Here is a 13,342-nt window from a genome sequence, read left to right as displayed (position 1 = left end):
AGAATTGAATGGCCTGGAGAATAGTTGTCGGACTGAAAAGTGGCGTTAAGGATGCTCGTGGTGAGCGGGTGCGTCGCGAAATCAAGGATCATCTCGGCTACCAGTTGGACTCAGTCCAAACACTGGATGTCTATACCGTTGATGCCGAGTTGAGTGATGCCGAAATTGAACTGGCTGCCGCCGGTCCCTTTTCCGACCCTGTCATTCAGGATGTCGCAATCAATCGACCGCTGGCAAGCGGTTTTGATATTTTGATTGAGGTTGGTTTACGTCCCGGAGTGACAGATAACACCGGTCGGACCGCCAAAGAGGCTATCCAGTATATTACCGGTCGTCCGTTTAAGGCTGAAGAGGGCGTTTATACCTCCACTCAGTACCTGCTGACTGGGCTGAAGGATATCGCTGTTGCGGAAAAGATTGCCAAGGATTTTCTTGCCAATGGTTTGATTCAGCGTTGGACCATTCTTGCCGCTGATGAGTTGGATGCGAAGACCGGCGTTCCAGTGACCGTTCCGAAGGTCGTCAGCGGTAGCTCCCCGACCGTACAGAATATTAATCTCAAGGTCAGTGACGATCAGTTGCTCGAGATCAGCCGCCAGGGAATGTTGGCGCTTAATCTCGAAGAGATGCTGAAGATCAAGCAACACATTGAAGATCCGCAGATTATTGCCATCCGTGAAACGGTCGGTCTTGGTGCGGAATTGACCGATGTCGAGCTTGAGGCATTGGCGCAGACCTGGAGTGAGCACTGTAAACACAAAATCTTTTCCGCCAAGATTGAATACGAAGACGAGAATGGCAATCAAGAGATCATCGATTCGCTGTTCAAGACTTATATTGTCGGCGCAACCCGCGATATTCGTAAAGCGATGGGCGATGATGATTTCTGCCTGTCGGTTTTCAAAGACAATGCCGGGGTTATCGAGTTCAACGCTGACTGGAGCATTGTCTTCAAGGTCGAAACGCACAACTCACCAAGCGCTTTGGATCCCTACGGCGGCGCGTTGACCGGTATTGTCGGTTGTAACCGCGATGGTGTCGGCACCGGTATGGGCGCGCGGTTGATCTTTAATACTGATGTCTTCTGTTTCGCCTCACCTTTTTTTGAAAAAGAGCTGCCACCGCGTTTGCTGCATCCACGGCGGATTTTTGAAGGGGTGGTCGAGGGTGTCGAGCACGGTGGCAACAAAAGCGGCATTCCGACCATTAACGGTTCGCTGGTTTTCGATGAGCGTTTTGCCGGCAAGCCTTTGGTCTATTGCGGAACCGCCTCGATTATGCCGCGCAACCTCAACGGTCAGCCTTGCCACGAAAAACAGGTTCTGATCGGCGATCATATCGTTATGACCGGTGGCCGCATCGGCAAGGATGGAATACACGGCGCGACCTTTTCTTCCGAGGAGTTGCACGAGGGTTCGCCGGTGACCGCAGTGCAGATCGGTGATCCGATCACGCAGCGGAAGATGTTCGACTTTTTGCTGATTGCCCGTGATCGTGGCCTTTATAATTCCTTTACCGATAACGGTGCCGGTGGCCTGTCTTCTTCGGTGGGAGAGATGGGCGAAGATACCGGTGGTTTCGAAATGCACCTCGATCGCGCACCACTCAAATATGCTGGCCTGCAGCCGTGGGAAATTTTAATTTCCGAGGCGCAGGAGCGGATGACTTTGGCGGTGCCATCCGACAAGCTGGATGATTTTATCACTCTGGCTAAAGAGATGGATGTCGAAGCGACCGATCTCGGTAACTTTACTGACTCTGGATATTTCCACTGCCTCTACGAAGGCAAGACGGTTTGTTATCTGTCGATGGAATTTGTGCACGAAGGTGTGCCGCAGATGGTTATCCCGGCCAAGTGGCAGCCGAAGACTCTGAGTGAACCGGATTTCCCTGAGCCGCAAAATCTGAATATTGAACTGCAGAAATTGCTGGCGCGACTCAATATCTGTTCCAAGGAATCGGTTGTTCGCCGCTATGATCACGAAGTGCAGGCAGGAACAGTTATCAAGCCGCTGGTTGGCGTTGCTAATGATGGTCCTTCCGATGCAGCAGTCTTCCGGCCGATCCTCGATTCCTTTGAAGGTGTGGTGGTCTCCCACGGGATCTGCCCCAATTACAGCGATATTGACACCTATCACATGATGGCTTGCGCTATCGACGAAGGTTTGCGTAATTATGTCGCCGTCGGTGGCAACATCGACCATGTTGCCGGCCTGGACAACTTCTGCTGGTGTGATCCGGTTAAAAGCGACAAGACACCGGATGGTGAATATAAGGCTGCCCAGCTGGTTCGGGCCAATAAGGCGCTGTACGAATATTGCGTTGCCTTCGGTGTGCCGCTGATCTCTGGCAAAGATTCGATGAAGAATGACTACCAGATCGGCGACACCAAGATTTCCATTCCGCCGACAGTGCTCTTTTCGGTGATCGGCAAGATTGCCGATGCGCGCAAATCGGTGTCGATGGATGTTAAGCGTCCCGACGACCTGGTTTATCTGCTCGGTGATACCTTTGACGAATTGGGCGGCTCAGAGTATTACGCGGAGCTGGGAGAGTTGGGCAGTAATGTGCCGAAGGTCGATTCCACTACTGCGCTGGCGCGCTATCGCACCCTGAATCAGGCGCAACGGCAAGGCTTGATAGTCTCCTGCCATGATCTCTCGGATGGTGGCCTGGGTGTTTCACTGGCGGAAAAAGCTTTTGCTGGCGGTTACGGTATCAAGGCTTCTCTGGAAAAGGTGGCAGCAAGCAGCGGTATGCGGGCGGATAAAATCCTCTTTTCGGAATCTCAAAGCCGCCTGCTGGTGACGATCAGACCTGAACAGCAGGGTGCCTTTGAAGGCCTGTTCACAGGGCAAAGCTGCCAACTGATTGGCCAGGTGACTAATCAGCCTGAACTGTTGGTGACCGGGGAAAATGGGGCGGTACTGATCAGTACGCCAATCGATTTATTGAAAGAGGCGTGGCAAGCGCCTTTGCGGGAGATGTAAGATGCCCAAAAGTGTTAAAGCGATTGTCATTGCCGGAAATGGCACCAATTGTGAGCGCGAGGTCGCCTTTGCCTGTAAACTGGCTGGCGCCGATGTTGCCGATATTGTTCATATTGCAGAGCTCTTGGCCGGGCGCGTCAAGCTGGAAGATTATCACTTTCTGAATCTGGCCGGTGGTTTTCTCGATGGTGATGACTTGGGTAGTGCCAAGGCGGGAGCCAACCGCCTGTTGTACGCCAAGGTTGCTGGTAGCGAGCAGACGATTGCCGACCAGATTCGCCAGTTTGTCGCCGCTGGAAAACTGGTGATGGGCGTCTGCAACGGCTTTCAGTTGATGGTGAAAATGGGCCTGTTACCGGCGCTTACCGTCGAGAATAAGCAAAGCTGTTCCTTGACCTTCAATGATGGCGGGCGTTTTGAGGATCGCTGGACCTGGCTTAAGGTTGATAGTGAATCGCCTTGCGTGTTTACTCGCGGTCTTGAGGGCGTTTATTTGCCGGTACGGCACGGTGAAGGGAAATTTGTCACCGACAATAAAGGGACATTGCAACAACTTGAGCAGCAGCATCTGGCGGTGGTGAAATACGCCGATAGTGATTTGCAGCCAACGCAGCAGTATCCGGATAATCCAAATGGCAGTCAGTCCGCCATTGCCGGTATTTGCGACCCGACCGGGCGTCTGTTTGGGCTGATGCCACACCCCGAAGCCTACATTCACCGCACTCATCACCCACGCTGGACCCGGGAGGAACTTCCGGAAGAGGGCATGGGTTTGTGGCTGTATCAGAACGCAATCCGCTTTATTCGCGACGAACTACTGAAGTAGTACCGCTTGAGGAGTCATCGATACTGATGTTTGATAAATTACACGAAGAATGCGGTGTGTTCGGAATTTTCGGCCATCCGGAAGCCGCCAACCTGACCTATCTCGGCCTCTATGCCTTGCAGCATCGCGGTCAGGAGAGTTGCGGTATTGTCGCTTCGGACGGCACACATCTCAACTCGCATCTGGGGATGGGGCTGGTCTCTGATGTCTTCAAGCGTAACGAAATTTTCGACACCCTGCCGGGCAGTTCCTCTATTGGCCATGTGCGTTATTCGACTTCCGGTGGCAATGACCTCAAGAATTGTCAACCGATCATGGTCGACTATTCGCGCGGCAGCATTGCTGTTGCCCACAACGGCAATCTGGTCAACGCCCAGGAATTGCGCAACCAGCTGGAAAAGAGCGGCTCGATCTTTTCCACCACGGCCGACACCGAAACCATTATTCATCTGATTGCCCGCGCGCAGTCTGATTCGCTGGTTGAGCGTCTTAGTGAGGCTTTGCTCCAGGTTAAGGGTGCATACAGTTTGGCTTTTTTGACCGAAACGCGGATGATTGCGGTGCGTGATCCAAATGGTTTCCGTCCCTTGGCTCTCGGAAAACTGGACGGCGCATATGTGGTCGCCTCCGAATCCTGTGCTTTCGATTTGATTGAAGCTGAATATATCCGTGAACTTGAGCCGGGCGAATTGATCGTTATCGACAAGGATGGGATGGAATCATTTTTTCCATTCAAGGAGACGCATAATACTCCCTGTATCTTCGAGTACGTCTACTTTGCTCGGCCCGACAGCCGGATCTACAATCGCAACGTTTATATGGTGCGTAAGGAATTTGGTCGGCAATTGGCGCGGGAGTTCCCGGTGGATGCCGATCTGGTTATTGCCGTGCCCGATTCCGGTGTCCCCGCCGCGATGGGCTACGCCGAAGAGGCTGGCTTGCCGATTGAGCTCGGTCTGATCCGTAATCATTATGTTGGACGGACCTTTATTGAGCCACAACAGTCGATCCGCCACTTCGGAGTCAAGTTGAAATTGAACCCGGTGCGTGAAGTTATCGAAGGCAAGAAGGTTGTCGTTATAGATGATTCAATTGTGCGCGGGACCACTTCACGGAAAATTGTTAAGATGATCCGCAATGCCGGGGCCAAGGAGATTCATGTTCGCATCTCCTGTCCGCCAACCAGTTTTCCTTGCTTCTACGGCATCGATACCCCATCGCGCAAAGAGTTGATTGCGGCGTCACATACCATTGATGAAATCTCTCGTTATATCACGGCTGATTCTCTCGGTTATCTTTCGCGTGACGGCATGCTCTCGTCGGTGCAGAAGTTTGGTGAGGGGGATTTTAAATTTTGTGATGCCTGTTTTAGTGGTGAGTATCCGGTAAAGTTCCCGCGTATGAAATCTGACGAGCAACTTGGTTTGTTCTGATATTTCAGGTTGTTATCGCCCGATAGTTAAGGCTGGATCAAGGAGAGTACGATGAGTGTTAAAGATCAATTGAAACCGATTCTTGTAGAAATGTCATATGAGCAGCGAGAGGTCACCCTCGCTTCCGGTCGCAAAAGTAACTTCTACTTCGACGGCAAGCAAACGACCCTGCATGCCACAGGTGGTTTGCTGGTCGGCAAGGCTTTCTGGGAAGAAGTTAAGCAGTTCGAAGGACCAATTGATGGCGTTGGCGGTTTGACTCTCGGTGCCGATCCGATTGCAACGGCCACCTCGATTGCCGCACACCTTGATGGGGCTGATGTGCATGCCTTTATCATCCGCAAGGAGCCTAAAGGTCACGGCACCGGTCAGTGGCTCGAAGGACGTAAAAATCTACCACCGGGTTCGCGGGTGGTGATTGTTGAAGATGTGACCACCACCGGTGGCTCTTCACTCAAAGCTGTTGAACGCGCAGAAGAGGAGGGCTTGGTCGTCCTCGGGATCGTCACGCTGGTTGATCGTGAAGAGGGTGCGCGTGAGGCGATTGAAGGCGCTGGGCAGCAATTGCGGACCGTCTTTACCCGCACGGAAGTTGTTGGTTAAATAAAAACGTAGGGGCGAGCTATAGCTCGCCCGGATCAATATGGCGGGCGACCCATGGGTCGCCCCTACGGATAGAGAAAAGCGGGACCCTGATTCGATTCAGGGTCCCGCTTTTTTATTCTTCGCTCGGAATGCAGTAAACGTCAAGCACTCCCGGTTGGTGGCCGAGATCGTCCCGATCGATACGGCTGGTGTTGCCGACAACACCGAGAATGATCCGGTCAGCTCCGGTTGATTGGTGGAAGTCACAATCCTGCTCCACCAGAAACTGTTTCGTCTGTTCAATGTCTGCTTCGGTGGCGGTTTTCTTCATGATAACCAGCATGGCAATTATTCCCCTTTTGAGCGTGCGCGCTCGAGGCTGCGGCTTTCGTCAATGACCCGTTCAAAAAAACGGGTTATCGCATCATCGTCGAGTGGTCCGGGATTGATCTCTTTCATTCGCTCAAAGATCAGTTTTTCCCGTTTTGGATCATAGATCGGCAGGTCGAGTTTTTTCTTGATCTGCCCGATCTCTAGGGCCATGGCTGCGCGTTCGTTAAAGATGCGCAACAACTCGTTATCAAGTTGATTGATTTTTTTTCTGATTGTGTCGATATCCAAAGCAAAATCCCTTAGGTCGATTGGTCTTGGTCATCGTGATACTGGCAGCCGCTGATGACCGTGTCGTGGAGTGAGTTTTCATCATCTGTCTGTGGGTAGTCGATGGTGTAATGCAGGCCACGGCTTTCCTGGCGCATTAAGGCACTTTGTACGATCAATTCGGCGACAGTGGTGATATTGCGCAACTCAATCAGGTCGGAGGTAATATAGAAGTTCCAGTAGTACTCAATAATTTCTTCCTGAATCATCTTTATCCGACTCATGGCGCGGTGCAGGCGCTTGTTTGAGCGGACAATCCCGACATAGTTCCACATGCAGCGCCGGATTTCGTCCCAGTTATGCGCGACCACAACCTCTTCATCGCTGTCGGTCGCCGAGCCGCAGTCCCAGGGTTCAAAAAGAGGGACGGGAGGATAGCTCTCACTCAGGCGTTGTATTGAGGATTCGGCCGCAAGTTTGGCAAAAACGACCCCTTCTAGCAGGCTGTTGCTGGCCAGTCGATTGGCACCGTGCAGGCCGGTGCAGGCAACTTCGCCGATTGCATAGAGATTGCGGATGCAGGTTTCGCCGCTGCTGTCTGTTTGCAGTCCGCCGCACAGATAGTGTGCCGCTGGCACGACCGGGATCGGTTCCTTGGTCATGTCGATGCCATAATCAAGGCAGGTCTGGTAAATGGTCGGAAAGCGGTCGCGGATATAATCTTCGCCTTTGTGCGTGATGTCGAGAAAAACGCAGTCGTCACCATGTTTCTTCATCTCGTTGTCGATGGCTCGGGCAACGATGTCACGTGGGGCGAGATCTTTGAGTTGATGATAGCCGGGCATGAATGCGCAGCCATCACTACGGCGCAAAATCGCCCCTTCACCACGCACCGCTTCGGAAATCAAAAAGGATTTAGCGTTCGGGTGATAGAGGGTGGTCGGGTGGAATTGCATGAATTCCATATTGGCGACAGCCGCGCCAGCGCGCCAGCCGATCGCGACCCCATCGCCGGTCGCTACGTCCGGGTTGCAGGTGTAGAGATAGACTTTTCCGGTCCCACCCGTCGCCAGGACGGTAATTCTGGCGGCAAAGGTAATGACCTCTTCATTGTTAATGTCGAGGATGTGGGCACCGAGGCAGCGATTTGTTTCCAAATCCTTTTTAAGTAGTTTTCCTTCGGTAATTAAATCGACGGCAATATGGTGCTGATAGAGGTTGATGTTGGGGTGTTTGAGCACCGCTTCGACCAGGGCGCGTTCAATCTCACGGCCGGTGGCATCCTTGGCGTGGAGAATTCTGCGGTGGCTGTGACCGCCCTCGCGGGTCAGGTCGTATTGGTCTTCTTGATTGCGACTGAATTTGACACCCCAGTCGATCAAGTCGGCCACCGCTTTTGGGCCGGAAGTTACTACCAGGTCGACGATATCAGGGTGGGGCAGGTTCACGCCCGCAACCATCGTGTCTTGGGCGTGAGAGGTGAAGCTATCTTCGGCAGATGAGACCGCTGCTATCCCTCCTTGCGCTAATTGCGTTGCTGTTACGTCGATATCTCTTTTAGTGACCAGCGAGACGGTTCCGCGATCGGCCACTTTAAGGGCGTAGGAAAGACCGGCGATACCTGTGCCGATAACAAGGAAATCAGATGTAATCTTCATGGCTTACAAGTCCTGACTGGCAATGTGTCAGAAGACAATAACAGGCAAAAATTTCATGAGCGGCATTATCGGGCGCAGCGTTGAGGATGTCAAGAAATTCACGGTTTTACACGGTTGAATTATCTTCTTGATTCGTCTAAGGTTACAAGATGCTCATAAAGAATCCACGTTTACCCCTTTTGCTCTTTCTTATAACGGCGCTGTTGCTGCCGAATTTGGTTGATGCCGCCATCTATCGCTATGTTGATGCGAGTGGGCGGATGCATTTTACCAATGTTCCGACCAGCAGCCAGTACCGCTTATATAGTGGCGATGGTGAAGGTTATCGTCTGGAGGCATTGATTCAGCATTTCGCCCAAAAATTTAGTCTCGATGCAGCGTTAATCAAAGCGGTTATCAGGGTTGAGAGTAATTTTGATCCATCGGTGGTTTCCAATAAGGGGGCCCAGGGATTAATGCAGTTGATGCCAGAAACGGCAATCGAAGTCGGTGTCAACGATCCTTTTGACCCTTCACAGGCGATCTATGGCGGCTCATTATACTTGCGTAAAATGCTTGATTCTTTTGATCGGAACCTTGATTATGCCTTGGCGGCCTATAACGCCGGTCCAACGACTGTCCGTAGATATGGCGGTATTCCACCCTATAAAGAAACCCAGAATTACGTTAAGCGGGTTAAGTATTATTTTGATTATTATCGCCGTGTAAAGGGCACTTATTGATGGAACAAGAAGTCAAGTTGATGAACCTGCCGAACATGCTTACCCTGGGCAGAATTGCTGCAGTGCCGGTGGTGGTTGTTTTGTTGATGTTCGAATCGCGAGAGAACAGTTTTTGGGCCGCGCTCATTTTCTCTTTAGCTGCAATCACTGATTGGTTGGATGGATACCTGGCGCGGAAGTGGCAAATTGTCACTGTCTTGGGGAAATTTCTTGATCCTCTGGCGGACAAGCTTGTTGTCATGGGGGCGTTGATTATGCTGATTCCGCTCGATCGTGTGCCGGCTTGGGCTGTCTTTGTTATTCTGGCCAGGGAGATGCTTGTTACCGGTCTGCGTTCCATTGCTTCTGCGGAAGGGATCGTGATTTCTGCTAGTGATTTGGGGAAATATAAAACCATTTTTCAGATGGTCGCCATTATTGGACTCTTGTTGCATTACCAGTATTACTGGTTTTTTGGCATCGAAGTGAACTTTCTTTATCCCTCTTTTCATAATGTCGGGATTTTCTTCTTTTACATTTCATTCCTGTTGACCCTCTGGTCAGGAGCAGATTATCTGATAAGGTTTTTTCGCGTTTTTGCCAGGTGATTTAAATTGTTGAAATATAAGTAATATGGCCGTGTTGGGAAAAACTTTTATTTTATATTGACACTCTGCAAATCGTTTTGCTATAACTGCATCCGCTCGTCACGACGAGCATAAATCTGAGCGGGAATAACTCAGTGGTAGAGTGCAACCTTGCCAAGGTTGACGTCGCGAGTTCGAATCTCGTTTCCCGCTCCATAAAATAAACTGCTTTGGCAGTTCGCAAACATAAAGTTTGCGGGAATAACTCAGTGGTAGAGTGCAACCTTGCCAAGGTTGACGTCGCGAGTTCGAATCTCGTTTCCCGCTCCATAAGAAATCAAGCGATCAGGTCTTTGACCTGGTCGCTTTTTTTTGTAATTAGCCTAAATTGTAACGCTCAGTTATTTCGTCTCCGCTGATTTAAACCAGATTTTTTCCCGATGGCCGTCGCCTGTTTGCTGACTGCTACCTTTGGCTTAATCTTTTTTGGGCTGTTCGGGATGGGTCCAGGTTGGCAGCATCATTTTTCTGGCTTGTCGGCTTTGTTGGAATAAGGCTTTCCGAGGACTAGACGCATTTGGCCGGTGGGTTGTCTTGCTTTTAATGTTGCAACATATAGGTATTTGAAGTGCTCTTTGTGTTGTGAGGATGTGATCGTGCGCGGTCTGGTTTGGTCCGCAGTAGAAAAAAAGCCGGGACTGCGTCCCGGCCGACTATGGGGACCTTTGTCACGAAGGGCTAATAGCTTTTAGCTTTCGGGGTTTGTGGTGAGTCAATCGCCTCTTTGCCCATTTCTCCGAACTCCGGTGAAAGCCCAAAGAATTCTTGTTGATCACTGCCGGGTGCGAGGGCCCTCAGGGTCTCCTGGTTTGGCGTTCCGGTGACAGCCAGCCCTTCGGACTCCTGAAATTGACGGATTCCATCCATGGTTTCTTGATTGATAGTGCCATCGACGTTGCCCACCTGGTAGCCTTGCTCATTCAGAAGGCGTTGCATCTCCTTGGTCTGTTTTTGGTTGAGCTGTTGCGATGCTATTTGCTGGCTGTTTTGGATTGATTCACTTTGTGAGCTACTCAGTGGTTGAAGCTGCTTGCTCGCAAGTGATTGGCTGGAAATCAGCAGGCCAATAGTGCAAGCCAGGGTTAGAATTAGAACTCCACGTTTCATTTGGTTTCTCCTTTCCGATCGCGTCCATGAGATTGCCCATAGCCACTCCGGCACGTCAGTCCTCAAATCAGGTCCGACACATCAGCAAAATATGTCATCAAGGGCATGGTTTCTTCGCCCTGACGTTCCTTTTATCAGCTGCGAAAAGATTGTCAATACAGAAAAGAACTATAAATCGGTTGTTTAGGTTGGGTTGATGGGAACAGTGGAGTGATTACCGAGGTTTATTCAACTTCGAAAATGGTGTTTTCGTCAGCGGCTCTAGGCGTAGTTTAAGGAAATATTTCTTTTTGAGAACTGTCGTTCAGGTTAGGTCCGGCGCTTCAAGTTCTGTCGATGGTCAATCAGCGCTCGGGGAACGATCACTGTGACGCTGATTTTGTTCTTTAGTAGTTCCAGTTTTGCTGCTAGGGCGGGAAAGTCCCTTGTATTTGTTTGCAGGGCAGCAATGTTGATCTCTCCAGCTTCGAGAAACGTAAGGATGTCATCCAGATGCCCCAGGCCAATCGTCAGCATGGCATGGGGGGCTGAAATTCTACCCTGATGATAGGCGTTTTCGATGGCACCAGGAGTGCCTTGCAGGATGGCGGCGGTTCTAAGCTTCTGTAAATAAGCAAACTCGCTGTTGAACGCAGCAGAGTGTCGGTCACCGGTATTCAGGCTGGCGCGGAGTCGTTCGCGCGTACGGCTGTAGAGCGTTCGATCTTCAATCTGATTGAGACTGATGCCATAGTTTTTATGGAGAAGCAGCTCGGCATTGACGAATAGTGATGTGTCAGTCAGGGTTTCGCGCAATGCTTTGTTGTCGAGAAGGCGGTTGTTTTCAGTACCTGTATCGGTTTCATTTATCTGACCGAAAAATCCTTCGGGGAGGAGGAGCTCAATCTGATTCTGTTGGATCAACCACTCCCCGATCCGAAAGGTTTCAACTTGGGCTTGTACGGTTTTGACGGCGTTCGCTCCAGTGATGGCGCTGCGATGGCCATTGGCGATAATGTAGATTTTCGAGGGTGCCGAGGTGTTCGAATGGTAGACAACTTGACCGAGCATTTCAGGCAGATTGATTTCGGTAGTGGATTCTGACGTGGCCGAGTAGGTGGTACTTCCGAACAGCAGGAAGATGATTCCGAGTGAGAACGACAGGCAATACCGATAGCATGCAAAGATTCTGAATCTGGGATATTTCATTCTGGTAACTTTCGTCAATGCGTGCCTAGAACGCCCATTGTGCAGGTATTACCAAAGATACGATGGGGGGGGCATCTGGTAGTTCCGCCGTCGTGGCGACTTATTCACTTTGGACCGCTGATATCACTATTCGTAGCTTGCGATGGATTGTTTTTTGTCGGGTTGATTTACAGTTTTTTATGAGATTTGCTTATTTTAATTATAGGCCAAGAAAAGGGCTGAGGTCAATTGGTAAAAAATAAAGATTCTATTTATTAGTATCTTAAGCTAGTTACTGTGTTTTCTTCATGCGAGGCTGTAATCGCGCTTTGTCGCTGTAGATAGGAGCTGTTAGATGTATTTTTTTTCCGTGTCAGATCATGTGAATAGCCGTCAGTTCTATGCCGCAAATATCCGGTACTTGCTTGAATTGTTGATTTTTCCTTGTTGATTTATTTATGGGAATAGCAGTTGTTTATCAATGGCCTAGGCTTATTGTCTGTCTTGATGCAAGGAAAATGCTAGGGTGGTTGGGCTTTCTTAATTAGAAATAAAAATTTCGATACCTCTTGATTTCTTACAAATTCGAGATAAACATATTTATAAGTTTATTAGAGAATGAATTCAATTGTAAATGCCTGAGGGATGACAGGATAGCGAGACGCAGCCATTTGTGTCGCCCTGAAATCCTACTACTAAGATTCTACGATCCAGGGCTTGTCTCCCGGTAAACACCACTCTCTTCCTGAGGTGGGTATACACCAATCCTGTAAAATGAATGAAAAAATGAAATGTCATTTTTTTAGCTTCCGATTGATTGCCAGTGTTGCTTGCAATTTAATTGGGGCTGAATAAGTCATAACTCAAAAGGAGGGTGTAATGTTGATCGTTAGATTAATCATCGTAACGTGTATCTTGTCTTTAGCTGCCTGCGCTCCGACCCCTAAAATCTCCGCTACTGCTTTAAATTCCCAGAAAGCTATGGTCCCAACGCTGACTACGACCGTGCTTGGTCCTGGTGATGTTATTGATGTCAAGTTCAGGCTCTGGCCTGAATTGGATTATCAACAAAGCATCCGGCCTGATGGGAAAATATCCTTGCAGTTAGTTGATGAAGTAACCGCTGCCGGCCTCACCCCTGCTGGCTTGGATACGCACCTTACGGAACTTTATTCCACAAAACTTAAATCTCCGGAAATCACCGTTGTTGTCGTTTCCCTTGCTGATCAGAACATTTACGTGGGTGGCGAGGTTGAAAACCCTGGCGTCTTAACTTTGACGGGGAATATGTCCGCCCTGCAGGCGGTTATCAACTCTGGTGGATTTAAAGAAACTGCTGAGCCAGAGAGTGCCATCATTATTCGAAAAGGGGCAGATAATAAGCCTGTTCCTATTTTTGTGAATTTACATAAGGTTCTTTATGGGAGTGACCCTAATGTCGATGTGCTGTTGAAGCCTGCAGATATTGTTTATGTTCCAAAATCTGCAATAGCCAAAGTAAATAAATTTGTTAAACAGTATGTTCAAGATTTACTGCTTTACCGAGGTGTCGGTATTGGTATGAGCTATGACTTAAATCCAGATGATAATAACTGATAATCATTTTTTGTTAAGTGTCTGTTTGATAG

At 49.8% G+C, this 13,342-nt stretch carries 12 protein-coding genes and 2 tRNA genes; 9 read left to right on the top strand and 5 right to left on the bottom strand.

Annotated features, from left to right (window positions below; all coding sequences use genetic code 11):
- Positions 1-8: 8 nt before the first annotated feature.
- Genes ACZ5PT_RS16675 through pyrE form a run of 4 tightly spaced genes read left to right on the top strand, consistent with a single transcriptional unit; the run spans position 9 to position 5,852 of the window.
- Entirely contained in the window at positions 9-2,990 is a 2,982-nt protein-coding gene (locus ACZ5PT_RS16675; RefSeq protein ID WP_464264153.1) for a phosphoribosylformylglycinamidine synthase subunit PurS, read from the top strand.
- Position 2,991: 1 nt separating this feature from the next.
- Positions 2,992-3,816, top strand: coding sequence for a phosphoribosylformylglycinamidine synthase subunit PurQ (locus tag ACZ5PT_RS16670; protein WP_464264152.1), 825 nt, complete (start codon positions 2,992-2,994; stop codon positions 3,814-3,816).
- Between the two features lie 26 nt (positions 3,817-3,842).
- Positions 3,843-5,249 (top strand): amidophosphoribosyltransferase, encoded by a 1,407-nt coding sequence (gene purF / locus ACZ5PT_RS16665; RefSeq protein ID WP_464264151.1) that lies wholly within the window; start codon positions 3,843-3,845, stop codon positions 5,247-5,249.
- A gap of 51 nt (positions 5,250-5,300) precedes the next feature.
- Entirely contained in the window at positions 5,301-5,852 is a 552-nt protein-coding gene (gene pyrE, locus ACZ5PT_RS16660; RefSeq protein ID WP_464264150.1) for an orotate phosphoribosyltransferase, read from the top strand.
- A gap of 115 nt (positions 5,853-5,967) precedes the next feature.
- Here the strand turns inward: pyrE and ACZ5PT_RS16655 are convergent, their stop codons facing one another.
- From ACZ5PT_RS16655 to nadB, 3 genes are read right to left on the bottom strand one after another with little or no spacing between them, the layout of a single operon-like run.
- The gene (locus ACZ5PT_RS16655; protein WP_464264149.1) at positions 5,968-6,177 is read right to left on the bottom strand and encodes a hypothetical protein; all 210 of its coding nucleotides are present in this window, start codon (positions 6,175-6,177) and stop codon (positions 5,968-5,970) included.
- Positions 6,178-6,182: 5 nt separating this feature from the next.
- A complete protein-coding gene (locus ACZ5PT_RS16650) occupies positions 6,183-6,455 on the bottom strand; it encodes a chorismate mutase (protein WP_464264148.1) in 273 nt (90 codons plus the stop codon).
- Positions 6,456-6,466: 11 nt separating this feature from the next.
- The gene (gene nadB / locus ACZ5PT_RS16645) at positions 6,467-8,092 is read right to left on the bottom strand and encodes an L-aspartate oxidase (protein ID WP_464264147.1); all 1,626 of its coding nucleotides are present in this window, start codon (positions 8,090-8,092) and stop codon (positions 6,467-6,469) included.
- A gap of 149 nt (positions 8,093-8,241) precedes the next feature.
- Between nadB and ACZ5PT_RS16640 the strand changes: the two genes are divergently transcribed.
- From ACZ5PT_RS16640 to ACZ5PT_RS16625, 4 genes are all read left to right on the top strand, one after another.
- Positions 8,242-8,814, top strand: coding sequence for a transglycosylase SLT domain-containing protein (locus ACZ5PT_RS16640; RefSeq protein ID WP_464264146.1), 573 nt, complete (start codon positions 8,242-8,244; stop codon positions 8,812-8,814).
- The gene (gene pgsA / locus ACZ5PT_RS16635; RefSeq protein WP_464264145.1) at positions 8,814-9,401 is read left to right on the top strand and encodes a CDP-diacylglycerol--glycerol-3-phosphate 3-phosphatidyltransferase; all 588 of its coding nucleotides are present in this window, start codon (positions 8,814-8,816) and stop codon (positions 9,399-9,401) included. Before ACZ5PT_RS16640 ends, pgsA begins: the two co-directional genes overlap by 1 nt.
- Positions 9,402-9,521: 120 nt before the next feature.
- Positions 9,522-9,596, top strand: a tRNA-Gly gene (locus tag ACZ5PT_RS16630).
- Between the two features lie 39 nt (positions 9,597-9,635).
- A tRNA-Gly gene (locus ACZ5PT_RS16625) sits at positions 9,636-9,710 on the top strand.
- Between the two features lie 408 nt (positions 9,711-10,118).
- Here the strand turns inward: ACZ5PT_RS16625 and ACZ5PT_RS16620 are convergent.
- Together ACZ5PT_RS16620 and ACZ5PT_RS16615 are read right to left on the bottom strand one after the other, a co-directional pair.
- Positions 10,119-10,547, bottom strand: coding sequence for a peptidoglycan-binding domain-containing protein (locus ACZ5PT_RS16620; protein WP_464264144.1), 429 nt, complete (start codon positions 10,545-10,547; stop codon positions 10,119-10,121).
- Positions 10,548-10,856: 309 nt separating this feature from the next.
- Positions 10,857-11,735, bottom strand: coding sequence for a hypothetical protein (locus ACZ5PT_RS16615; RefSeq protein ID WP_464264143.1), 879 nt, complete (start codon positions 11,733-11,735; stop codon positions 10,857-10,859).
- An 858-nt stretch (positions 11,736-12,593) separates the two neighbouring features.
- Here ACZ5PT_RS16615 and ACZ5PT_RS16610 point away from each other — a divergent pair.
- Entirely contained in the window at positions 12,594-13,310 is a 717-nt protein-coding gene (locus ACZ5PT_RS16610) for a polysaccharide biosynthesis/export family protein (protein WP_464264142.1), read from the top strand.
- Positions 13,311-13,342 lie beyond the last annotated feature (32 nt).

The organism is Desulfuromusa ferrireducens (assembly GCF_055389805.1).
This window is presented reverse-complemented; position numbering and strand designations above follow the sequence as displayed.